16 protein-coding genes are annotated in these 24,681 nt (G+C 67.4%); 10 read left to right on the top strand and 6 right to left on the bottom strand.

Annotation, left to right across the window (positions count from 1 at the left end):
- Positions 1-171 precede the first annotated feature (171 nt).
- The 4 genes from VGF12_RS03235 to VGF12_RS03220 are packed head-to-tail and all read right to left on the bottom strand — an operon-like array spanning position 172 to position 4,416.
- On the bottom strand, positions 172-1,620 hold the full coding sequence (locus tag VGF12_RS03235) for a sigma-54 dependent transcriptional regulator (protein ID WP_331174609.1): 1,449 nt from the start codon (positions 1,618-1,620) through the stop codon (positions 172-174).
- Positions 1,617-3,284 (bottom strand): sensor histidine kinase, encoded by a 1,668-nt coding sequence (locus tag VGF12_RS03230; protein WP_331174670.1) that lies wholly within the window; start codon positions 3,282-3,284, stop codon positions 1,617-1,619. Before VGF12_RS03230 ends, VGF12_RS03235 begins: the two co-directional genes overlap by 4 nt.
- Positions 3,285-3,286: 2 nt before the next feature.
- Positions 3,287-3,532, bottom strand: a complete 246-nt coding sequence (locus VGF12_RS03225; protein WP_331174608.1) for a PP0621 family protein — start codon at positions 3,530-3,532, stop codon at positions 3,287-3,289.
- Complete coding sequence (locus tag VGF12_RS03220) at positions 3,529-4,416, bottom strand: cytochrome C assembly family protein (protein WP_331174607.1); 888 nt, start codon at positions 4,414-4,416, stop codon at positions 3,529-3,531. Before VGF12_RS03220 ends, VGF12_RS03225 begins: the two co-directional genes overlap by 4 nt.
- 56 nt (positions 4,417-4,472) lie before the next feature.
- On the opposite strand from VGF12_RS03220, the gene ffh reads away from it, so the two are divergent.
- Positions 4,473-5,852: a signal recognition particle protein gene (ffh, locus tag VGF12_RS03215; RefSeq protein WP_331174606.1), complete on the top strand. Its 1,380-nt coding sequence runs from the start codon at positions 4,473-4,475 to the stop codon at positions 5,850-5,852.
- Positions 5,853-5,866: 14 nt separating this feature from the next.
- Here ffh and VGF12_RS03210 read toward each other — a convergent pair whose 3' ends face one another.
- Positions 5,867-6,235, bottom strand: a complete 369-nt coding sequence (locus tag VGF12_RS03210) for a hypothetical protein (protein WP_331174605.1) — start codon at positions 6,233-6,235, stop codon at positions 5,867-5,869.
- A 32-nt stretch (positions 6,236-6,267) separates the two neighbouring features.
- Complete coding sequence (ftsY, locus tag VGF12_RS03205) at positions 6,268-7,422, bottom strand: signal recognition particle-docking protein FtsY (RefSeq protein ID WP_331174604.1); 1,155 nt, start codon at positions 7,420-7,422, stop codon at positions 6,268-6,270.
- Positions 7,423-7,556: 134 nt separating this feature from the next.
- On the opposite strand from ftsY, the gene VGF12_RS03200 reads away from it, so the two are divergent.
- The 9 genes from VGF12_RS03200 to VGF12_RS03160 all read left to right on the top strand — a co-directional run.
- Positions 7,557-11,465, top strand: a complete 3,909-nt coding sequence (locus VGF12_RS03200; protein WP_331174603.1) for a beta-galactosidase — start codon at positions 7,557-7,559, stop codon at positions 11,463-11,465.
- A 2-nt stretch (positions 11,466-11,467) separates the two neighbouring features.
- Positions 11,468-13,870, top strand: coding sequence for a glycoside hydrolase family 2 TIM barrel-domain containing protein (locus tag VGF12_RS03195; RefSeq protein WP_331174602.1), 2,403 nt, complete (start codon positions 11,468-11,470; stop codon positions 13,868-13,870).
- A 23-nt stretch (positions 13,871-13,893) separates the two neighbouring features.
- Positions 13,894-15,057: a glycoside hydrolase family 88/105 protein gene (locus VGF12_RS03190; protein ID WP_331174601.1), complete on the top strand. Its 1,164-nt coding sequence runs from the start codon at positions 13,894-13,896 to the stop codon at positions 15,055-15,057.
- A 7-nt stretch (positions 15,058-15,064) separates the two neighbouring features.
- Positions 15,065-16,732, top strand: a complete 1,668-nt coding sequence (locus VGF12_RS03185) for an MFS transporter (protein ID WP_331174600.1) — start codon at positions 15,065-15,067, stop codon at positions 16,730-16,732.
- Positions 16,729-19,461, top strand: a complete 2,733-nt coding sequence (locus tag VGF12_RS03180; RefSeq protein ID WP_331174599.1) for a Tat pathway signal sequence domain protein — start codon at positions 16,729-16,731, stop codon at positions 19,459-19,461. Before VGF12_RS03185 ends, VGF12_RS03180 begins: the two co-directional genes overlap by 4 nt.
- Position 19,462: 1 nt before the next feature.
- Positions 19,463-20,713, top strand: a complete 1,251-nt coding sequence (locus tag VGF12_RS03175; RefSeq protein ID WP_331174598.1) for a rhamnogalacturonan acetylesterase — start codon at positions 19,463-19,465, stop codon at positions 20,711-20,713.
- A 4-nt stretch (positions 20,714-20,717) separates the two neighbouring features.
- Positions 20,718-21,965, top strand: coding sequence for a serine hydrolase domain-containing protein (locus tag VGF12_RS03170; RefSeq protein WP_331174597.1), 1,248 nt, complete (start codon positions 20,718-20,720; stop codon positions 21,963-21,965).
- A gap of 245 nt (positions 21,966-22,210) precedes the next feature.
- The gene (locus VGF12_RS03165) at positions 22,211-24,040 is read left to right on the top strand and encodes a rhamnogalacturonan lyase B N-terminal domain-containing protein (protein WP_331174596.1); all 1,830 of its coding nucleotides are present in this window, start codon (positions 22,211-22,213) and stop codon (positions 24,038-24,040) included.
- A gap of 159 nt (positions 24,041-24,199) precedes the next feature.
- The coding region (locus VGF12_RS03160) for a hypothetical protein (protein WP_331174595.1) at positions 24,200-24,681 on the top strand (482 nt) is incomplete at its 3' end.

The following is a 24,681-nucleotide window of genomic DNA, read 5'->3' as shown; positions in this document are numbered from 1 at the left end:
CCCGCGCCAGTGCTGGGTTTGCGAGATGTCGCCAGCCATCGCGACGCCGCATGCGATGGAATCAAGCAGGGCAAATCCCGAGGCTTGTTGTGTGTCGAATCGTGAGCGCCCCTTCGGTCTTTCAGGCCTTGATGGGCAACGGCGGCCAACAAACCGCTTTGGCGAAGCGTCTCAGCTGTCGCCCGCCGAAATCGCCAGCCGCGCCATGCGATAGCGGATCTGGCGCAACGACAGTCCGAGGCTGGCCGCCGCCGCGGTCCGGTTGAAGCGGTGCAGCTCCAGCGCGCGCAGCAGGATGCTGCGTTCGACCTCGTCGAGATAACGCGCCAGATCACTCGGCAGCTCTTCCTGCAATGCCAGCCCTTCGCTCCCCGGCTCGACGGCAAGCGGAACCTCCAGCGCGGCGAACTGCGACTCACTGCGGTCCTCGTCCAGCAACGTCTCGGGCAGGCCGAGGTCGTCGGTGTCGATCCACTCGCCGCCAGCCAGAGCCAGCGCGCGATGCAGCAAGTTCTCCAGCTCGCGGACGTTGCCTGGGAATGCGTAGCGTGAGAGCGTCTGCAGCGCTGCGACCGTCAGGCGCGGCGTGGGCGACACGCCTGCATCCTGCGCGATGCGCGCGAGCACACGCGCCCCGATCAGGCCAAGATCCTCCAGCCGCTCGCGCAGCGGTGGCACGCGAATCTGGATGACGTTGAGGCGGTAGAACAAGTCCTGACGGAAGCGGCCGGCCGCCACCTCGGCCGCCAGATCCTTGTGCGTCGCGCTCAGAATGCGCACGTTCACCGGACTCTCCGCTGTCGCACCCACAGGCCGCACGGAGCGCTCCTGGATAACGCGCAGCAGCTTGCTTTGCATGGCCAGCGGCAGGTCGCCGATCTCATCCAGGAACAGCGTGCCGCCGTCGGCGGCCTGGAAGAACCCCTCTCGGTCCTCGTTGGCGCCGGTGAAGGCGCCCTTACGGTAGCCAAAGAACTCAGCCTCGAGCAGGTTCTCGGGGATGGCACCGCAGTTGACCGCGACGAAGCGCTGGCCGGCGCGCGCACCGTGGTCGTGGATGGCGCGCGCAACCAGCTCCTTGCCCGTGCCCGATTCGCCCTGCACCAGTACCGGCGCCATGCTGCGCCCGACCTTGTCTATCAGCGACCGCACCGCACGCATGGCCGGCGACTCGCCCACCAAGCGCTGCGCCGAGGCCGTCGCCAATGCCGGCTTTTCCTCCGCCGCCGGTGCCGGGGCGGGCGCCACCCGTCCCAGTGCCGAGCCGACGACCAGGCGGAACTGACGCAGATCGACGGGTTTGGTCAGGTAGTCATAGGCGCCAGCCTTGAGTGCCTCCACCGCGTTCTCAGCCGAACCGAAGGCGGTGATGACGATGGCCTTCTCAGGCCGGCCCGCTTGGTCCAGCCAACGCAGCAGCTCCAGGCCCGACCCGTCGGGCAGCTTCATGTCGGTGATCACGGCGCTGTAGGTGGCGCCCTGCAAGTGCGCCAGCGCCTCGGCGACCGTGCCGGCGCTATCGATCTCATAGCCTTCGCGCAGCAGCGTCAGCTCGTAGAGCGTGCGCAAGTCGGGCTCGTCGTCGACGACCAGCAGGCGCGGGAGCGTGGCAGTAGTCATGTGCGCATTAGGACGCTGAACTCGTTGGCGGCCGCCTCAACAGCTCGGCGGTACTCGATGCGGGCACCGTGGCGCTCGCAAAGCTCACGGCAAATATAGAGGCCCAGACCCGAACCGCGGCTGCGCGTCGAGAAGAAGGGCTCGAAGAGGTGGCGCTCAATTTCCATCGGCACCGGCGCGCCAGCGCTGCGCACCACGAGCTCCAGCCCTTCGCCCCGACGCGCCAGTGTGACGCCGATCGCCCTCGGGACCGAGTCGGCATGGCGGTGCGCGTTGTCCAGCAAGTTCACGAGGACGCGGCGCAGGTGTTCAGCGTCGAACAATCCCTTCAACCCAGGCGCCCCGATCTGCAACACGAAGCGGGCCTGCCCGCCAGACGCCACGCCGTTGACCTGGGCCCAGTCCTCGCAGGTTTCCTGCACCAGCGCACTGACGTCCAGGCTCGTCGTGGCCGGTTGCATACTGGGTGCGAGCTCGCCAACGTCGTCGACGAGACGCTTGAGACGCTGCACGTTGGAGGCCACCATACGCGTCAGCTGCTCGGCACGCGCGCCACTCGCATCCTCGGCCAGCAGCGCATTGGCCTGCGCGATGGCCGCCAGCGGGTTGCGGATCTCGTGCGCGATGCCGGCCGACACGCGGCCCATGGCGGCCAGCTTCTCCTGACGGGTGCGAGCCAGCAGCTCGCGGTTGTCCTCCACGAACAGCACGCACAGTTCCTCGCTGCCCTCGCGCTGGCGCGTGAAGCGCAGGCGCAGGCGCAAGCTGCGGCTGGCGCCGCCATCCAGCGGCAGTGCCACGTCGAGCTCCGTCCCTGCTCCGCCCGTGCCGCCTGCGTAGGCGTGCTCCAGTGCCTGCACCAGCGGCTGCCAGTCGGCACGACCGCGCAATTGCCAGCTCAGCTCGCCGCTGGCCGCACCCAGGAGCGCACGCGAAGCCGGGTTCATCGCCCGCACGCGGCCGCGACGGTCGACAACCAGCACACCCTCCTGCATCTCGTCGATGACCAAGCGGTTCAGCAACTCCTGCTGACGCGCCAGAGCCAGGCTACCGCGCGCCGCCTTCTCCTCACGAGCCAGGCGCGCACTGAGCTCGCCGGCCAACAGACTGACGGCGAACAGGCCACTACCCACCAGCCCCGCCTGCGTCGTCTTCAGGCCAACGTCAACGCCCGACAGCACCGACCATGCCGCCGCCCCCAGCAGCCCCAGCGTCGCCATCGCGGCTGTCGCTAGAGCCAGCAGACGCGGGCTCAGCACGGCCGCCATCAGCACCGGCATGACAAAGAGGACACCGTAGTTCACGCCGCTGGAGTCCAGCGCATGCAACGCGCCGAACAGGATCAGATCGATGCCGATGGCGCTCCACCAGTGCGGGCTGCTGATCCGGGATAGGCTGCGCGCCGTCGCGCCGCGACGCAATTGCGGCAGCAGCCACAGCGCGACCGCAGCCGCGGCGTAGGAAGCGCTGAGCGCCAGCGTCGAGGCGGCCGGCGACGTGCCCAGGGCCGCTGCAATCAGCTGGGCCGCGATCAGTGCCAGGCCCAGCGCGGCGCGCGCGGCGACGAAGGCGCGGTACAGGCGCCTGAAACTGGCGCTGCTCTCGGCAGGCTCGGCCGGCGCGGACTCGACGAACCAGCCGCCCTCGCCGTCCAGGGCGCCCACGCTCAAGCCTGGTCCCGGGCTTCGAAACTGGCCCGGTGCGCGGCACTGCAAAACACGCCGCCCTTGCCCGGCAGCGCTTCGTCGGCGGGCAGATGCATGCCGCATTCGGCGCAACGCAGCATGGCCTTCGGCGTGGCGGGCGGCGGCGATGATGGCGTGCGCGATTCGGGCTCGCGCGGACGAGGACGCCGGGCTCCCAGCACGAAGAACAGGACACCCAGCAGCAGAAGTAGCAGCAGGTACTTCATGCGCCCCCCCCGTTGATGCCGCGCTGCAGGATGACCTCCAGCACGAATCGCGAGCCGGCATAGGACAGCAACAGCAACGCCGCGCCGGCGTAGAGCCAGCGCGTGGCGCGCCGGCCACGCCACCCGTAGATTCGCCGCCCGGCGAGCAGACCGGTCAGCACCGACCAGCCCAACACCGCGAGCAGGTTCTTGTGGTCCCAATGCCAGGCCGGTGTGAACCACCAGCCCAGAAAGATGGCCAGCGACAGCACGCCGACTCCAGCGGCCACGAACTGGAAGGTCAGCCGCTCCAACTGCAGTAACGGCAGACCGCCGGACGAAGCATGCTTCTGGCGTAACTGCGCCTCGGCCCGGTTCATCAGCGCCGCATGCAGCACGGCCACGCCGAAGAGCCCGTAGGACGCCAAGCCCAGAACCCAGTGCAGCGGAGCCCAGGGCGACGCCGCCAGCGGCCGACTCTCACCGGGGAAACTCCAGGCCAGCAGCACTGCAGCCGCGGCAATCCAGGCGAGCACGCGGCGCACGCTGTGTAGGGGCAGGAAGCGGCTCTCGATCAGGTAGACCGTCAGCACCAGCCAGATCGTCATCGACAGCGCCGGCGCGAAGCCGAAGCGCGCGCCGCGCGTCTCCAAGCCGTAGCCGCTGATGTCGATGAAAAGGGCGACGAACTGCGCCGTCCAGGCCAGGGCCATGGGCGGCACCGAGCGCAGCGGGCGCCGCACGACGGCCTCGCCCTCGGAGGCGCGGGCACGCAGCAACCCCACCCAGACGTAGCCCAGCAATGCCAGTGCGCTGGCCACCGCAAGCGCCACACCCGGTCCGACGGCATGGGCACCGGAGGCGGCGCCTCCAGCATCAGCGAGAAGGGCGGGCGATAAACTCATGGCTGCAGTGTACTTTTGGCCTCCGCCATTCTGCGGGACCGGCCCTTCTCCATCCCATGGCTTCCAACCTCACCGACCGCCTGAGTCGCCTCGTGAAGACGATGCGCGGCCAGGCCCGCATCACCGAGAGCAACGTGCAGGACATGTTGCGCGAAGTGCGCATGGCCCTGCTAGAGGCCGACGTGGCCCTGCCCGTCGTTCGCGACTTCATCGCGCGAGTCAAGGAAAAGGCGCTGGGGCAGGAGGTGGTGGGCTCACTGAACCCGGGCCAGGTGCTGGTCTCGGTCGTGCACAAGGAACTCGCCGCGACCATGGGTGAGGGTGTGGCCGATATCAACCTCGCTGCGCAGCCGCCCGCCGTCATCCTGATGGCCGGCCTGCAGGGCGCCGGCAAGACGACCACGACGGCCAAGCTCGCCAAGCACTTGATCGAGAAGCGCAAGAAGAAGGTGCTGACGGTCTCCGCCGACGTCTACCGACCGGCGGCCATCGAGCAGTTGAAGACGGTCACGCGCCAGGCCGGTGCCGAGTGGTTCGAGTCCACACCCGACCAGAAGCCGCGTGACATCGCGCTGGCAGCTCTCGACTACGCCAAGCGCCACTACGTCGACGTACTGCTGGTCGACACGGCTGGCCGACTGGCCATCGACGAAGCGCTGATGGCCGAGATCAAGGAGCTGCACGCGACGCTGAATCCGGTCGAGACGCTGTTCGTCGTCGACGCCATGCAGGGCCAGGATGCGGTCAACACCGCCAAGGCTTTCAAGGAAGCGCTGCCGCTGACGGGCGTGGTCCTTACCAAGCTGGACGGCGACTCGCGCGGCGGCGCGGCGCTTTCAGTGCGCCAGGTCACCGGCGCGCCCATCAAGTTTGCCGGCGTGTCCGAGAAGATCGACGGCCTAGAGGTGTTCGACGCCGAGCGCCACGCCGGCCGCGTACTGGGCATGGGCGACATCGTGGCCCTGGTCGAGCAGGTCACGCAGAGCGTGGACATGGCCTCGGCCCAGGCCATGGCCGAGAAACTCAAGAGCGGCAGCGGCTTCGACCTGAACGACTTCCTGCAGCAGATCGCTCAGATGAAGAAGATGGGCGGCCTCGGTGGCCTGATGGACAAGCTGCCGCAAAACATGATGGGCAACAAGCAGCCCGGCCAGGCCGATATGGATCGCGCCGAGCGCGACATGAAGCGCATGGAAGGCATCCTGCGCGCGATGACCGCCAAGGAGCGTGCCCATCCGGCACTGCTGATGGACGGCAAGAGCAAGGCCAGCCGCAAGCGTCGCATCGCTGCCGGTGCCGGCGTGCAGATCCAGGACGTTAACCGCCTGCTGAATCAGTTCGACCAGATGCAGGGGATGATGAAGAAGATGAAGGGTGGCGGCCTGATGAAGATGATGAAGCGCATGGGCGGCATGAAGGGCCTGCCGGGGATGTGACCCCGCGGTGGCGGCTAGCGAACCGCGAAGCGGTGCCTGAAGACAAGGCGCACCAGGGCCAGGCCGCCCAGCATCGCGGTGCCCAACACCAGGAACATGAACGCATGCGGCTCCACGCCCGGGCCGCGTAGCGCGACGACCAGCGCAGCCAGTCCGGCGGCCGCGCAATAGACGGCCACGTAAAGGAACAGCGCCCAGCCGAGCCGCAATGCGTTGAAGTTGCCCTGCATGGCTTGCAGCCCCAACACCAGGGGCAGGCCCACCAGGGCACCGATGGCCATGAACGCGAGCTCGCTCCAGGTCATGGGCGGCTGGCTGGCAGCCGCCGAGGCCAGCGCCATCGGCCCGCTGAAAGCGCCGGCCAACACGGCGGCGACCAACAAGATGCCGCGGATCAAGACCCCGGGACCGCGCCTCACTCCAGCAAGGCCCGCGCAAACTCGCGGGCGCTGAAGGTCTCGAGGTCTTCCAGTTTCTCGCCGACGCCGATGAAATAGACCGGCACCGGCCGCTCGCGCGCGATGGCTGCCAGCACACCGCCCTTGGCCGTGCCATCCAGCTTGGTGACGATCAGCCCGGTCAGGCCCAGAGCCTCGTCGAAGGCCTTGACCTGGTTCAGCGCGTTTTGGCCGGTGTTGCCATCCACCACCAACAGCACCTCGTGCGGTGCACCCTCCTGAGCCTTGGCGATGACGCGGCGGATCTTCTTCAGCTCCTCCATCAGGTGCAGCTGCGTCGGCAGGCGGCCCGCCGTGTCGGCGATGACCACATCGGCGCCGCGCGCGCGGCCGGCGTTCACCGCGTCGAAGGACACGGCCGCCGGGTCGCCGCCCTCCTGACTGATGATCTCGACCTTGGCACGGTCGGCCCACACGCCCAACTGCTCGCGCGCGGCGGCGCGGAAGGTGTCGGCGGCGGCCAGCAGCACACGCTGGTCGGCCTCGGCAAGGTGGCGAGTCAGCTTGCCGATGCTCGTGGTTTTGCCGGCGCCGTTGACGCCCACCACCATCATCACGGTGGGCGTGTGGCGGCCAACTTCCAGCCCCTTCTCCAGCGGCGCCAGCAGTTCCGCCAGAGCATCCACCAGCAGGCCACGCACGGCTTGTGGTTCAGTGACCCGGGCCTCCTTCACGCGGCGCTTCAGGTCGTCCAGCAGAAATTGCGTGGCCTTCACGCCGGTGTCGGCCAGCAGCAGCGCCTCCTCCAGCTCCTCATAGAGCTGCTCATCGATCTTGGCACCGCTGAACACGCCGGCGATGCTGCCTCCGGTCTTGCGCAGACCGGCGCGCAGACGCTCCATCCAGCTCTGGCGCGGCGGCGCGGCGGGCGCCTGCACCACCGCGGGCGGCGGAGGTACGTCAACCACCGGAGCCGCCACGGGCGCAGCAATCGGCGCCATTTCTGCGGGCGGCGCGATCGGCATCGCCGGCGCGGCAACGGGTGCGAGGGAGGGCGCCACGGGCGCGGAGGCGGGCGTGCGGGCCGGTTTGACGGCCCACCCCTCGGGCAACAGCTCGGGCCCTTGGGCGGGCGCAGGGGCCGGAGCCGACTTCTTAAAGAAACTGAACATGGGCAGCATTTTCGCCGGGTCTGGGCAAAGCCCCGCAGCGACCTCGGAAGCGGCCTTTCTCGCAAGCGTTTGATCGATTCGCACGGACAAACGCGGGGACACTGGCCTCGGATCCACGCACTCCCGGTCTGCCCATGCCTGCTGTCCTGCCGCCCGCCCTGCCGAACCGCACCGCTATCTGGTTCGCCTCGCTGTTGATGTGTGCCGCGGCCGGCGCGCAGGATCTGCCGGGCCAGGCGCCCACCACCCTCGGCGCAACGCAGGCCAAGGCACCGCTGGCAGCCACCAAGGGCGAGAAGACCTTCCTGATGTCGGCCTTCATGGCCACCTCGCAGAACAAGCTGAGCCTGTTCTCGTCAGCGGACGGCGTCACCTTCACTTCGCTGGGTTCGGAGGTCTATCAACCGCCCAAGGACCTGCTGCGCGATCCGTCGATCATCCGCGCGGCCGACGGCCTCTACTACATCGCCTACACGACCAACTGGTCGGGCTCCACCTTCGGCATCGCCAAATCGGTGGACCTGAAGAGCTGGACACACGTGGCCGACGTGCCAGTCAGGCTGCCGGGCGTAAGCAACGTCTGGGCACCCGAGTGGTTCCGCGAATCCGACGGCAGCCTGAAGCTGATCGTGAGCCTGTCCAAGGCCGGCACGCAGGGCCCGTTCGCGGCCTACTCCGTGAAGGCGCTGGATGCCAGCTTCACGAAGTTCGGCGACCCGGTGCCCATGCGGGGGCTGGAGAACAACTACATCGACACCTTCGTCATCCCGCACGAAGGGCGCTACGTCGCGTTCGCGAAGAACGAAACGACCAAGTTCATCGAGCTTGCGACCGCCCCGTCCCTGGACGGCCCCTGGACCATGCAAAAGACCGGCGACTGGGCCGGCTGGGGTGGCCCGTCGGAAGGCCAGGCACTGGTGCCCATCAAGGGCGCGGATGGCAAGCCGGGCTGGCGCATCTACTTCGATGACTACATGACGAAGCGCTACTGGTATTCCGACAGCTTCGACGGTCTCCAGACCTGGACGCCCAAGAAAGAGCTGGGCGGAGTGTCAGGCAGCGTGCGCCACTTCACCGTCATCTCCGAGGACACCGCGCAGCTGGACCGCGCGACGGCACCCAAGGCCAAGCCCAAGACCATCACTTGGGACCGCCACTCGCTGATCATCGACGGAAAGCGCGAGATGATCTTCGGCGGCGAGTTCCATCCCTTCCGTCTGCCCTCGCCCAGCCTGTGGCGCGACGTGCTGCAGAAGATGAAGGCGTCCGGCCTGAATGCCGTGGCCTTCTACTTCAGCTGGGGCTACCACTCGGCCAAGCCGGGCCACTACGACTTCACAGGCATCCGCAACATTGAGCGCGCCATCCAGATGGCCGAGGAAGAGGGCCTCTACGTCATCGCCCGCATGGGGCCGTATGTGAATGCGGAGCTGACGGCCGGCGGCTTCCCCGGCTGGCTGCTGCGCCAGCGTGTCGAGGCACGCACCGACGCAGCCGAGTACCAGGCCGCCACCGACGAGTGGATGACGCAGATCAACGCCATTCTGGCCCGCCACCAGATCACCAATGGCACGGGCAACGTCATCGCCTACCAGCTGGAGAACGAGCTGTTCGCGGTGAACCCCAAGAACATCCGGCACATGCAACACCTGGCGGATAAGGCGCGCGCCGACGGCATCACCGTGCCGCTGTTCCACAACGCCGCATCGCGGCTGCCGGACTGGACGCCCAAGAACTCCACCGCCCCGTTCGCCAACCCCGGCCCGACGGACCTCTACGCCTTCGACGGCTACCCCGGCGGCATCTGCGACGTGCACGGCACGCCCGGCGCACCAGCGCCGGTGCAGGACTGGGGCATCTACGGTCGAAACTTCCCCAAGGTCGGCTCGCTCGCCTCGCCCAACACGCCGGGCTTCGTCGCCGAGATCGGCGCGGGCTGGTTCGACTACTGGGGCAGCAACGGCACGTACGAGTGCACGGCCAAGCGCCAGGGGCCGGGCTACCAGCGCGTGGTCTACGGCGGCAGCCTGATCAACTCGCTGACCATCCACTCCATCTACATGGCCTACGGCGGAACCAGCTGGGGCTGGCTGGGCGGACCGGTGGTCTACACCAGCTACGACTACGGCTCGCCCATCAACGAGTCGCGCGTGATGCGCGACAAGGCGCTGGTACTCAAGCAGATGGGCGGCTTCGTGCAGGCTGCCACGCCCGTGCTTGCGGCGATGGACAAGGGTGAGGTGCTGGACCCCGGCAACGCCAAGATCAGGCTCTATCACAACGTCAACAAGGCGCTCGGCAGCCACGTGCTGCTGGCCCAGCACAACCACCTGACCGGCAGCGAGGCCTTCGGCTTCAAGTTGCAGACACGTGACGGCAACTACCAGGTGCCGCAGGCCGGCAAGCTGACGCTGACCGGCCAAGACGCCAAGATGCTGCTGGCCAGCTACGCGCTTGAGCGCCAGCACCTGGTCTACAGCACTAGCGAGCTGCAGGCGCAGCTGCAGCAGGGTGCCCGCGACGTGGCACTGCTCTACGGCCGCAATGGCGACGACGGCGAGACCGTCCTTCGCTACACCAGCCAACCCAAGGTGCAGGTGCTGCGCGGCCAGGCCCAGACGCTTTGGGATGCCCAGCGCGGAGACCTGCGGCTGAACTACCGCCACAGCGAACTGACCGAGCTACTGATCAGCGGCGGCGGCCGCGCACCGCTGCTGCTGCTGCTGGCCGACGAGAAGACCGGCTGGGAGTTCTGGCGCCTGAAGGCGGGTGACCAGGCTGTGCTGGTGCGTAGCCCGGCACTGGTGCGCACGGCCGCCTTCAGCGGCAGGACCCTGCAACTGACCGGCGACACGACGCAGGCAAGCACGCTGCGCGCCTGGGTGCCCGAAGGCATCAATGCACTGAGTTTCAACGGCCAGACTGTCGCCGCGGCTGCGCAAGACCACAGCCTGGTTGCCCGCGTCACGTTGGCAGGTCCGGCCGCCATCCAACTGCCCGACCTCACTCAGACCGCGTGGACACGCCGCTTCGACTCGCTGGAAGCAGACCCCAAGTTTGACGACAGCGGCTGGCGCAAGGCCGACGCTGCCGTGTCTGCCGCCAACGTCTACACCGCGCCCGACCGGGGCCAACCGGTGCTGGCGATGAGCGACTACGGCTTCCACCACGGCGACGTCTGGTACCGCGGCCGCTTCACGACAAGCGACACCAAACCGCTGCAGCTGGAGCTGTTCTTCGGCGGCGGCGGCGCCGGCATGATCCAAGTCTGGGTGGATGGCAAGTTCGTCGGCCAACAGGACCACGACACCGGCCGCCCCTTCCCCGAGACAACCGACACCTTCAGACATCTGCTGAAGGACCTGCCGGCTGGCGAGCACGTCATCGCCGTCGTCGTACGCAACAACTCGCACAACTGGGACCTGTTCGCTGACGACGTGCACAAGGAGGCCCGCGGCCTGATCTCCGCGTCGCTGGCGCCCAAGGGCGGCCAGCGCTTTGGCACCACCATCGCCTGGAAGATCCAGGGCAACAAAGGCGGCGAGGACATTGCCGACCTCGTCCGCGGCCCACTCAACAATGGTGGCCTTCAGGGGGAACGCATGGGCTGGCACCTCCCGGTCGACCCCGCCAAGTCGCAGGCCGGCTGGGACGCGACGACGCCAGGCGCCGCCCCGCCCGCCGCCGGCACGTACTGGCTGCGCACCAACTTCAAGTTGGACTTGCCACAAGGCCATGACGTGCAACTGGGACTGGCCTTCGGCGACACCAGCAAGCCGCGCTCGGAGCGCGAAAACCGCGCACTGATCTTCGTAAACGGCTGGAACCTGGGTCAGTTCATTGCCCACATCGGCCCGCAGCGCGTCTTCGTGATGCCGCCAGGCATCCTGAACTCCAACGGCGACAACACGCTGACGCTGGCCGTCACCACCGACGGTGACGCGGCCAATGCGCTGGAGGCCGTGCGCCTGGTGCCGCTGGCCGTGTCCCGCGGCGGCGTGCCGCTGGAAGCCGTGGCGCAGCCACGCAGCCTGCAGCGTTAAACATGCGCCGCACCCGCCTCGCCATCGCTCTGCTGGCGCTTGCCGGCGCCGCCATCGCCCAGCGCCAGGAGCAGACGCTGGTCAGCGGCTGGCGCTTCCAGAAGAGCGACCCCGGCGCTGCCATGCAGCCGGCCTTCGACGACAGCGGCTGGCAGGCCGTGCGCGTGCCGCACGACTGGAGCCAGCACGAGCCCTTCCGTGCCGAATACGGCAGCGGCAACGGCTACGCGGCCGGCGGCATTGGCTGGTACCGCCGCAGCTTCGCCTTGGGGACCGAGCAGAAGGGCCGAGTCGCGCGCATCACCTTCGACGGTGTCTACGACCATGCCCAGGTCTGGATCAACGGCCAGTACGTGGGCGGCCGCCCCAATGGCTACAGCAGCTTCCAGTTCGAGCTGACGCCGTACTTGAAGTTCGACGGCAGCCCGAACGTGCTGGCTGTCCGCGTGGACCACTCGCGGCAGACGGATTCGCGCTACTTCACCGGCTCCGGCATTTACCGCGACGCACGACTGAGCTTCACGGACGCACTTCATATCGCGCCCTGGGGCAGCTACGTGACGACGCCCCAGGTCAGCGCGGCCCGGGCAGACGTGAAGGCCGAGGCCGAGCTGATCAACGCTGCGGCGAGCGAGCGCCAGTTCACGCTGCGCGCCGAGCTGATCGCGCCGGACGGCCGCGTCGTCACCACGCGCGAGGCCCGGGCCAGCCTCGCGGCTGGCAAGCGCCGCACACTGAGCCAGAAACTCGTCGTCAACGAACCGCAGCGCTGGTCGCCGGAGGCGCCGCGGCTCTACACGCTGCGCCAGACAGTGCTGGTGGACGGCAGGCCCGTCGACCAGACCACGACGCCCTTCGGCATCCGCAACTTCCGCTTCGACGCCGCCCAGGGGTTCTTCCTGAACGGCCAGCCACTCAAGATCAAGGGCGTCTGTCTGCACCACGATGCCGGCAGCCTGGGTGCTGCCGTGCCGGTGGCGGTACTGGAGCGCCGGCTGCAGCAGCTCAAGGACATCGGCGTCAACGCCATCCGCACGAGCCACAACCCAGCAGCGCCCGAACTGCTGGATCTGGCGGATCGCATGGGCTTCCTGGTGCAGGCTGAGGCCTTCGACGAGTTCACGCCTACCAAGAACAAGTGGATCGAGGGCTGGAACGTCGGCGTTCCCGGCCGCCAGGGCTATGGCGAGGAGTTCGCGGCCTGGGGCGTGCGCGACATCGAGGACATGGTGAGGCGCGACCGCAATCATCCCAGCATCGTCATGTGGAGCGTCGGCAACGAGGTCGACTACCCCAACGATCCGTTCTCCCATCCGGTGCTAGGCGCCAAGTACCGCCCCGCAGCGCCGCCGGCCAGCGACCTGGTGCTTTGGGGCCGACCGCTGGTGGACGCCGTGCGCCGCATGGACCCGACGCGCCCCGTCACTGTCGCCATGGCTTCGGTGGAAATGAGCGATGCCGTCGGCTTTGGCGGTCTTTTCGACGTGGCCGGCTACAACTACCAGGAGGCCCGCTACTCGGCCGACCACGCGAAGTTCCCGAAACGCGTCATCTACGGTAGCGAGAACCGCCACGACTACCGGGCCTGGGCCATCGTGCGCGACACGCCTTACATCAGCGCTCAGTTCCTGTGGACCGGCTTCGACTACCTCGGCGAAGCCGGCCGTTGGCCGCTACGCGCAGCGGATTTCGGCCTCTTCGACCTGGCCGGCTTCATGAAGCCGCGCGGCGCCTTCCGTGCCAGCCTGTGGAGCGAGCAACCCGTCGTCTATCTGGCGGCCGCCACCGCCTCGGCCACGCTGGTCGCATCGCAATCCGGCCAGGGAACGCCGTTGCTGGACCAGCAAAAGCGCGCCAAGGTGGCGGAGCACTGGAACTGGCCGGCGGGAGAGTCCATGGTTGTGTCCGCCTATGCCAACACGCCCGAGGTGCAGTTGTGGCTGAACGGCAAGCTGGTGGGCACGCAAAAGGCCATGGATGCCGTCGAAGGCATCCTGAGCTGGACGATGCCCTTCGAAGCCGGCGAGCTGAAGGCCGTGGGGCTCAAGGACGGCAAGGCCGCCGCTGAGGTCAAGCTGCAGACCGCCGGCGCGGCCGCGCGCATCGAGCTGCAGCGGGTCGCCCCGACCAAGGACGGCATCGAGCAGATTGCCTTCTTCGTCGTCGACGCCCAGGGCCGGCGCGTACCCGACGCCGCCCAGCGCCTGCGCTTCGATCCCGCCGGCCCGCTGGAAATCCTCGGCATCGGCAATGGCAACCTTGCGGACGTGGATGATCCGCGTGATGCCGAGCATGCGGCCTACGAAGGCCGCGGCCTCGCCATCCTGCGCCGCACCGACAAGACCCAACCCGCGCGCCTGCGCGTCAGCGCCCCCGGCCTCATGCCGGCTGAGCTGGACCTCTAAGCAGTACACAGAGAGACAAGACCATGTCCAAGCAGATCCTCAAGCCCGTCGATTCCTCCAAGATCCACCCGCTGCTGGCCCATCACACGGCTCACCTGGGCGCGGATCGCGATGACATCCGAGGCGCCATCGACCGCCTGATCCACAACCTGATCAACATCGAGGACACCGACGGCAAGTTCCTGCTGCGCCTGGACGACGGTCGCGTGCTGGACACCAAGGGCTGGAACGGCTTCGAGTGGACGCACGGCGTGGGCCTGTACGGCGTCTACAAGGTCTGGGAGCTGACCGGTGACCCCAAGGCCTGGGACATCATGATCAGTTGGTTCGAGGCGCGCTTCAAAGAAGGCATGCCCAGCCGCAACATCAACCCGGTGGCGCCCTTTCTGACGTTGGCCTACCTATTCGACCGGACCGGCGACCGCCGCTTCCTGCCCTACATCGACCGCTGGGCTGAATGGGTCTACAACGAGCTGCCACGCACCGAGGAAGGTGGCTTCCAGCACATCGTCTACAACAGCGTGAATCACCAGCAGCTGTGGGACGACACGCTGATGATGTCGGTGCTGCCGCTGGCCAAGTTCGGCCTGCTGCTGAACCGCCCGCACTACATCGAAGAGGCCAAGCGCCAGTTCCTCGTCCACATCAAGTACCTGGCTGACCGCAAGACCGGCCTGTGGTTCCATGGCTGGACCTTCGAAGGCCGCCACAACTTCGCCAACGCCTTGTGGGCACGCGGGAACTCCTGGGTCACCATCGTCATCCCGGAGTTCATCGAGCTGCTGAACCTGCCCGAGGGCGATGCCTTCCGCCAGTTCTTGGTCACGACGCTGGAAGCACAGGTCAAGGCGCTGGCCCAGTTCCAGTCGCCGTCAGGTCTGTGGCCCACCTTGCTGGACGACCCGACCTCGTACGACGAAGCTGCAGCCTCGGCCGGTTTCGCCTACGGCATCCTGAAAGCCGTCCGCAAGGGCTACATCTCCAAAGACTATGAAGCCTTCGGCGTGAAGGCTGCGCTGGCCGTGCGAAAGCACATCAACGAAGCGGGCGAGCTGACGCAGGTCAGCTTCGGCACGCCGGTGTTCAACACGCTGCAGGAATACAAGGACATCCCGCTGACGTCCATGCCGTTCGGCCAGGCGATGGCGCTGCTGGCCATGGGCGAACTGCTCGTCCGTTTCATCTGAGGCCGACATGCAGCAAAAGAACCTGCACCCCGCGGCCCGAGAGCCGAACTGGATCAACTACTGGGGCTGGGGCAGCGGCGACATGCTGGGCGCAGGCGCCCAGGCGGTCATCACCGGCTGGCTGTTCTATTTCTTCACGACCTTCTGCGGCCTCAGCGCCGTCGAGGCCGGGCTGATCCTTGGCCTGCCACGCCTGCTGGAAGCCATCACCTGCCCGCTGATCGGCTACGTGTCCGACAACCTGCGCCACACCTGGGTGGGCCGCAAGATCGGCCGGCGCAAGATCTTCCTGCTGATCACCATCCCGCTGCTGCCCAGCTTCGCCCTGATCTTCCGCACCGGCCACACCTTCTACTACTACCTGTTCGCATTCATCTTCTTCGAGCTGCTGTACACGATGTTTCTCATTCCATGGGAAACGCTGGCGGCCGAGATGACCAAGGACTACAAGGCCAAGGCCAAGTTCGCCGGTGCGCGCATGATCGTGGCTCAGAGTTCGGCCATCCTGGCCTCCTACCTGCCCACGCTGCTGATCAGCCAGTTCGGCGGCAAGGACTCGCCCGACACGTTCTTCTGGATGGCGGCCATCTTCGGCGTCATCTTCTCGGTGGTCGTGCTCATCGTCGTGCTGACGAGCTGGGAGCGCCCCTACGGCCCGCGCGAGCAGGCCGTGCTGTCGCAGACCTATGGCGGCGTCAGCCTCAAGGCTGCGCTGAGCCTGCCGGTGAAGATGTTCCGAGACCTCTTCTCCACGCTGAAGATCCGCGCCTTCCGCCAGCACCTGTCCATCTACCTGGGCGGCTACCTGTCGCAGGACATCTTTAACACCGCGTTCCCCATCTTCGTGGCGACGGTGCTGATGGGTGCCACCCTCGTCATCTCGCAGTTGATGACAGTCATGTACGTGGCCCAGTTGATCTCCGTGATGGTGGCCATCCAGATCGTCATCCGCACCGGCCCGGTACTGGCCTACCGCATCGCTATCGGCCTGTTCGGCGCGGCGCTGCTGCTGTACCTGGGCTTCTACCTGGCTCGGCCCGAGGGCTTCGAGGCCGGCTTCCAGGCCCTGGGCGCCAATCTGTTCGGCGCGCTGGATCCCACGCGCACCGAGTTCTCATCAGCGCTGGTGTTCTGGCTCTTCGCACCCATCGTGCTCGCCGGCCTGGGTCGCGGTACGTTGAACTTCGTACCCTGGTCGGTCTACAACTACCTGCCCGACATCGATGAGGCAGTCACCGGTCAGCGCCGCGAGGGCATCTTCGCCGGCGTGATGACGCTGGTGCGCAAGGTGGCGCAGAGCGCCGCCATCATCGCCAGCGGCTGGATCATCGACCTGGGCGGCTACGTATCGCCCAAGACCCGCCCGGGCGAACTGATTGTGCAGACGCCGGAGGCCATCCAGACCATCACCGCGCTGATGGTCGGCGGGCCGTTGCTGATGATGCTGCTGGGCCTGGTGGCCTCATGGAGCTTCCGCCTGAACGCTGGCACGCATGCAGTGCTGGTGCACGAAGTGGAACGCCTGCGCAATGGCGCCACCGAGGCCCAGAACGAGGCCAACCGCCAAGTCGTCGAGGACCTGACCGGCTGGTCCTATGACCGCCTCTGGGGCCGCGGCAACGGCAGCGCTGCCTCGTCCGAAGCTTCCCCTGTCCAGCAGCACGCGCGCACATGACCGACTTCAGCCGCCGCCACTTCTTCAAGACCGCCGCGCTGCCCCTCGCGGGAACCGCGGCGCTGGCCGGCACGACCTCAGCCGCCGCGCCAGGCCCCGCACCGGCCATGCCTGCAGCCACTGACTCGCACACACTGCGCTGGCTGGACGGCGCCGCGCCTGAGCTGATGCTGGGCGGCACGCTGGGCCTGCCCTGGCCTCGCGGCCAACAAGCCAAGGGCCAGGTCTTCCATGCCATGGACTCAGCCGGCAAGCCGCTGCCTCTGCAGACTTGGCCGCTGGCCTACTGGCCCGATGGCTCGCTGAAGTGGACCGCCCACGCGCTACCCGCCGGCATCTCCGCCGGTGCTGCGCCGAGCATCCGCCCCGGCAAGGGCGTGACGGCCGCTGGCACCACGGTCGGCGTCAAGGAGCAGCCGGACTTCGTCGAGGTGGACACCGGCATCATCCGCTGTCGGCTGCCACGCCAGGGCAACCAGTTGATCCAGAGCATCGAGCGCGACGGGCGTGTGGTCATGGGCGGCTGCACACTGATCGCGCAGACCGACGACAAGCCTGATGCCGGGCAAGGCCCAGTCACGCAGACCGAATTCCAGAGCCGTATCTCCAAGCTCAGCGTCGAGCAGAGCGGCCCGGTGCGCGCCGTCATCAAGGTCGACGGTCAACATCGCAGCGCGTCCGGCCGCGAGTGGCTGCCGTTTTCCGTGCGTTTCTACTTCTATGCCGGCGCCGAAACGCTGCGGGTGATGCACAGCTTTGTTTTCGACGGCGACGAGAACCGCGACTACCTGCGCGGCATCGGACTGCGCGTCGATGTGCCGTTGCGCGACGCGCTGTACGACCGCCACGTGCGTTTCGCCGGCGAGGCGGGTGGTTTGTGGGCCGAGGGCGTGCGCAACCTCACCGGCCTGCGCCGCGAGCCAGGTACGGCCGTGCGTGAGGCCCAACTGGCCGGCCGCGCTACGCCGCCTCTGGCGCAATGGGGCGCTCAGGTGCGCCAGCTGCAGCACCGCATACCTGCCTGGGGTGACTACACGCTCAGTCAGCTCAGCGCCGACGGCTTCCAAATCAGGAAACGCACCAAGCCCGGCCACGGCTGGATCCCGGCTGCCTTCGGCAGACGCGCCCCGGGTAGCGGCTACATCGGCGGCGCGACCGGCGGCGTGGCCTTCGGCCTGCGGGACTTCTGGCAGCGCCACCCGACGCAGCTGGACATCCGCGACGCCCATACCGACACCGCCCAGGTAACGCTGTGGATGCACTCGCCCGAGGCGCCGGCTATGGACCTGCGCTTCTATCACGACGGCTTGGGCATGGAGACCCACGAGCAGGAGCTTGAGGGCCTGGAAGTCACCTACGAGGACTACGAGAAGGGCTTCGGCACGCCGGTGGGCATTGCGCGCAGCAGCGAAATCACGCTGTGGGCGCTGGCCGCCACGCCATCCCGCGAACGTCTGGTACAGATGGCAACAGCCGTGCAGACGCCGCCGCAGCTGGCTGCTTCACCGGCCCGCTATCTGCAGGCCGGCGTGTTCGGCAGGCTGTGGAGCCTGCCCGACCGCTCCACGCCCGCACGCCGCAAGATCGAGGACCGGCTGGATTTCCTGTTCGGCTTCTATGCCCGGGAGGTCGAGCAGCGCCACTGGTACGGCTTCTGGGACTACGGCGACATCCGCCACACCTACGACGCCGACCGCCACGAGTGGCGCTACGACGTGGGCGGCTACGCATGGGACAACTCGGAGCTGTCGCCCGACCTGTGGCTCTGGTACGCCTACCTGCGCAGCGGCCGGGCTGACATCTTCCGCTTCGCCGAGGCCATGGTGCGCCATACCGCCGAGGTGGATATCTACCACGCCGGCCGCTTCAAGGGCCTGGGCACACGACACAACGTGCAGCACTGGGGCTGCAGTGCCAAGCAGGCGCGCATCTCCACGTCGGCCAACCGACGCTTCTACTATTACCTGACCGCCGATGAGCGCATCGGCGATGTCATGCGCGAAGTGCTGGACGTCGACCAGAAGCTGGACGAGGTGGACCCGGTGCGCAAGATCGCGGGCCGCGTGGACAAGGGCCCCTGGCCCGCGCGTATCGGCTTCGGCACCGATTGGGGCTCGCTGGTCGCAAACTTCATGACCGAGTGGGAACGCACCGGCGACGTCCGCTGGCGCAACAAGCTGCTGCGCGGCATGCAGGGCATTGCAGCCATGCCGCACGGCTTCTTCACCGGCAGCGGCGGCTACGAGCCCACGGGACCCAACGAAGGCGCGCTGCACAACGTCAGCGGCGACAAGATCAGCGCCAGCCACCTGAGCGCCGTGTTCGGTGGCATGGAAATGATGACGGAGCTGGTGGAGCTGATCGACGTGCCGGCGTTCAAGCAGGCCTGGGTGCAGTACTGCGACCTGTACAACGCGCCGCGCGACCAGCAGGTCAAGTCACTGGGCGCACCGCATGGTGGCAGCGCGGTGCTCACGGTGGGCCACTCGCGCCTGACCGCCTATGCCGCGGCGCAACGCCGGGACGCGGTGCTGGCGCAGCGGGCGTGGAAGGAGTTCTTGGCCGACGAGCGCTTCGGAGCCAAACCACTGACGACCACGCGCATCGCCGGCCCACTGGTGCTGAACCCGGTGGACGAGGCTGCCTGGATCAGCACCAACGACACCGCGCAATGGGGCCTCGCGGCCATCCAGAACCTCGCCCTGGTGGGCGAGCATCTGAAAGACTGACATGAAGCATCTGCTGCTTGTCGCCGGCCTGCTGGCCGCGCCCGCCTGGGCGGACGGCACCCTGCGCTTCGCCTTCGATGGCAAGCCCACCGACGGCGAGGTGACGGTGTCGGCCGACACTGTCTACAGCCGCGAACGCGGCCATGGCTTCGAAGCCGATTCCCCGCGCAACGCAGTCGGGCTCCCCTTCTTCTTCTCGGTTGACCTGCCCGAGGGCAACTACCGCGTGACCGCCACGCTGGGCGGCAAGGATGCCAGCGACACGACGATCAAGGCCGAGCTGCGGCGCCTGCTGCTGGACGCCGTCCAGTTGCCCGCTGGCCGCAGCGAGAGGCGCAGCTTCATCGTCAACGTGCGCACCGCCAATATCGCCGCAGTACCGGGCGTGGAGGCCGGGCGCGTGAAGCTGAAGGAGCGCGAGATCGCCAGCGAGGCCTGGGCCTGGGATCGCCGGCTGACGTTAGAGATCAACGGAACCCGGCCGGCGCTGACACACCTGACGATCGAGCCGGTCAAGCTGCCCACGATCTACCTGCTGGGCGACTCGACGGTGGCGGACCAGTCCGGCGAACCCTACGCCAGTTGGGGCCAGATGCTGCCGGCCCTCTTCAAAAACAGTGTCGCCGTCTCCAATCACGCTGAATCCGGCGAAACCTTCCGCGACTCGCTCGCGCGGCGGCGTATCGACAAGATCCTGTCCACGCTGCAGCCCGGTGACACGGTACTGCTTCAATTCGGCCATAACGACCAGAAGCAGCAGAAGGACGGCAGCGGCAACGCCCAGACCTACCAGGCAGAGCTGCGCACACATGCCGAGCGCATCCTGGCGCGCGGTGGCGTTCCGGTGGTGGTGTCGTCCATGGAGCGCCGCAACTTCGATGCCCAGGGGCGCATCAGGCCCAGCCTGCTGGAATACGCTGACGCGGCCCGCAGGGTCGCCATGGAGATGAAGCTCGCCTTCATCGACCTCAATGGCATGAGCCAGCAGATGTACGCCGCCCTCGGCCCTGAGCGCTCGCAGGCTGCGCATCCGCTCAACGGCGGCAAGCTGGACAACACCCATCACAACAACTACGGCGCCATGCAATTGGCGCGTTTGGTGGCACTGGGCCTGAGGGAAGCCCGCGTGCCCGTCGCCGCGGAGCTGCGCGATGATCTTGGCCCCATAGACCCCGCCAAGCCGCAGGCGCCGGAGCAGTTCCACGTCGCGGTGAGCCCGGGGTTCACACAACAACGCCCACTGGGCGACTGAGCCGATGAAATTCCCCGTCCTCGCCGTGGCGCTGGCCTGCGCCGCGCTCATCAATGCGCCCGTCACGGCGGCCACGCCGACCGAAGCCACCGAGATTGTCACGGCGCAAGGCTTCTCGCCCGAGCGGCTCAAGCGCCTGGACGCGGCCATTGACGAACAGATCGCGGGCAAGCAACTGGCCGGTGGCGTCATGGTCGTCATGCGCGACGGCAAGCCGGTTGTCTTCAAGGCGTACGGCCAGCGTGACGTCGAGAACGCCCGGCCTATGCGCACGGACACCATCTTCCGCATCGCGTCCATGAGCAAGGCGCTCACGACCGTGGCGGCCATGATCCTTTACGAGGAAGGCCGCTTCCTGCTGAAGGATCCCGTGGCGCGCTACCTGCCAGCCTTCGCCAACCTGCAAGTGGCCCTGCCGGGCGGCGGCACCGAGAAGCCGCGCCGCGCGCTGACCATCCACGATCTGCTGACCCACACCGCGGGCATGAGCTACGGCCCTGGCCCGGCCAAGGCGGCCTACGACGCTGCCGGCATGAAGGACTGGTACCTCGTCGGCAACGACGAGACGCTCAGCGCATGGACCGACCGTTTTGCCGCTCTGCCACTGCAAAGCCAACCGGGCGATCAGTTCATCTACGGCTACGCAACCGACGTGCTGGGCCGCCTCGTTGAGGTGGTGTCTGGCCAGTCGCTGGACCAGTTCATCAAGGCGCGCATCACTGACCCGCTGCGCATGCCCGACACCGGCTTCGCCGTGCCGCCCGAGAAGGTGGCACGACTGGCCAACGTCTATGGCCTGGAGGGCGGCCAGCTCAAGCTGATGGAGACGTCCGACAAGAGCGACTTCGTCAACGGACCGCACAAGCTGATGTCCGGCGGTGCCGGCATGCTGAGCACCGCCGGCGACTACACGCGCTTTCTGCAGATGCTGCTCAACAAGGGCGAACTGGACGGTGTACGCATCCTCGCACCCATGACCGTGGCGCTGATGACGTCAGACCACCTCGCCGACAAGTCCCGTGGTGACGCTGACGGCTTCGGCCTTGGTTTCTGGGTCAACGTCAGGCGCGGCGGCTTCAAGGAGCTGGGCAGCGAGGGTGCATTCGGCTGGGGCAGCGCCTACTTCCCGCAATACACGGTGGACCCCAAGGAGCGCCTCATCATCCTGCTGATGACGCAGCTCCGGCCCGCGGGCAGCTCTACGCTGCACTTGCGCGTGCGCACCCTGACCTACCAGGCCCTCATCAACTAGGCACTACAGACCCCGCGCCGGAAGGCGCGCCCCCCCACACACGATCGCCATCGCGATTCATCGCGAGGAAACCGCCGAGCGATTCCTTTCCGCTATCGCAACGGCCTGCGATCGCTCACGCCCTTGAGTGCTTGCCAAACGCTCAAGCGCTTGAGCACACGTGATAGAGCCCCCTGCCTAGAGTCCGCTCCCGGTCGCGGCCAACGCCGCAAACCGTGAATAACGACACAAAAGCAGGAGACTTCATGCACAAGACAAGCACCCGCCAGCGCCTGGCCCGCTGGCTGGCCGCAGGGTTGCTCGCCGCGGCGGCGCCGGCCGCCATGGCGGCCTTCAGCATCACCACTGTCCACGACAACAACAACGCGGCGCGTCCGCAGTACATCATCGACACCGACGCCGGTCTGGTGTTCAAGGTACGCGCCTGGGACAACGGTTCCAGCACCACGTCCTCAGGCGACCTGTCCAGCATGGTCTACAAGGGCGTCGAGTACGCAGACGCATCACGCGGCACGCAGCTGAACTCCGGCGCGGACTGGCTCTACACCGGCGTCAGCGCGGTGGCCGTGACAGCCGAGCTGGTCAACGCCAACGGCACCGTCGTGCCGGCCTCCGCGGCGAACAACGGCGTGGTTGTAGGTGACGCATACATCCGCGTGACGCTGACCGTGAACAGCACCAAGGGCGGCACGCTGACGCACTACTACGTCGTCAAGAAGGGCGAGTCCAACATCCACATGGGCACGCACTTCACCGAGGAACCCGACGTACACGGCCTGGTGCGCTTCATCGCACGCATCCCCATCGCCAGGCTGCCCAATGGCGGCCCGCCCCACGCGGCTGGCGGCCTCGTCAGCTACGGCGGCCAGAGCTACTGGGCCGAAGACCTGCGCGGCACCAGCGGCGCCATCGAGGCCAGCGACGTGTTCGGCTTCGCCGCCACCGACCCGCGCTACGGCCAGTCGCGCTCCAAGCACTATGCCAATCGCCGTCTGAAGGACTGGGAGTTCGTCGGCGGCACCGGCCCCGGCGTGGGCGTCTGGTTCTGGCGCGACAACAACGAGGGCGGCTCCGGCGGGCCGTTCTACCGCAGCCTGCTGCAGCAGATCACCGACACGACCAACGAGCTGACCTACATCGTCAACTACGGCGAGGCCCAGACGGAAGCCTTCCGCATGGGCGTGCTGAACACGTACACGATGATCTTCAACGACGGCACGCCCCCCTCGGCGCGGCCTGACACCAGCTGGTACGGCAAGGTCGGCATGCTTGGCTATGTGCCGCCGTTGGGCCGCGGCTCGGTCAGCGGCGCCGGCCTGACGGGTCGCATCGCCGGCCTGCCCTACACCGTGGGTTTCGCCAATGCGCAGGCGCAGTACTGGGCTGACGCTGACCCTGCCGACGGCCATTTCACAGCCACCGGCATGCTGCCCGGCGTCTACACGATGACCGTCTACAAGGGTGAGCTCGCCGTGCAGACAGGCACAGTGACGGTCACCGCCAACGCCAGTTACGCGCTGAACCCGGTGGCCATCACCGGCGACCCGGAGACCACGCCGGCGCTCTGGCGCATCGGTCACTGGGACGGCACGCCGCAGGAGTTCATCAACGGCGACAAGCTGACCTTCATGCATCCATCCGACGTGCGCATGGCCTCGTGGCTGGTCAGCCCCTTCGTCGTCGGCCAATCCGACGCCGCCACGCAGTGGCCGGCCTATCAGTGGAAGGACGTCAACAACGGCCTGCAGATACGCTTCACGCTCAAGCGGGGCCAGAACGCGGCGCCGCTGCGGCTGCGCATCGGCACCACGGCCGACTACAACAGCGCCCGCCCGCAGGTCACGATCAACAGCTGGACGTCGGGCATCCCCGCCGCGCCGCCCAAGGTCTCGCGCAACCTCACGGTAGGCACCTATCGCGGCTTCAACCGCACCTACACCTTCGACATCCCGGCCGCCCAGTTGGTCGTCGGCACCAACGTGCTGACCATCAACACCGTCAGCGGCACCGCAGGTGCCAGCTTCCTGAGCCCGGCCTTGTCCTTCGACGCCATCGACCTGGTGGCCGCGAACTGACGCCCGACGCCCCAGCCGGCCACGCTGGACGCTGGCCGGACGGATCGGTCCCCGATGGGGACGTCGACGCCTCAGGCACTGCAGCCACAAGCATCGCCAGCGCGGGCCGGCGTGGGAGCGCCCCGGCGCTCGGCCCAAAACACAACCGAGACCATCATCATGAAAATCATCGCTCCCCTTCTCGCGACCTTGTTCACTCTGCCCGCTGCAGCCGCTGTCGTGCAGACCACCGGCACTGGCAGCGCCACACCCACCGGCAACCACCTGAGCTACGCCGCCGACTTCGAGGCCAACATCGACCTCGTCAGCCCCTGGTCCGAAGGCGGCCTGCTGTTCAGTCACACGGGCCTGTCCAATGACAACGGCGGCTGCGGCTATGCCGGCGAGTTCTGCGTGGACCTGGGCGCAGGCGAGAGCTACAGCCAGTCCTTCAGCGGCAACTACTTCGCCGCCACGGGCATGAATGCTTACCTGTCCATTCGCAGCGCGGGGGCCGCCCTGAACGGCATCGAGTTCGCCGTCGATTCCGGCTATGCCAACATCTTCCTGATGTGGCAGACCTGGCTGGACGGAGTTCTCACGGGTAGCGGGCGAACGTCCCTGGGCTCCGCCGGCATCGGCGGCGTGCTGGCGCTGAGCGA

The organism is Roseateles sp., from assembly GCF_036404855.1.
In the GTDB taxonomy this organism is placed as follows: Bacteria; Pseudomonadota; Gammaproteobacteria; order Burkholderiales; family Burkholderiaceae_C; genus Pelomonas.
This window is presented reverse-complemented; position numbering and strand designations above follow the sequence as displayed.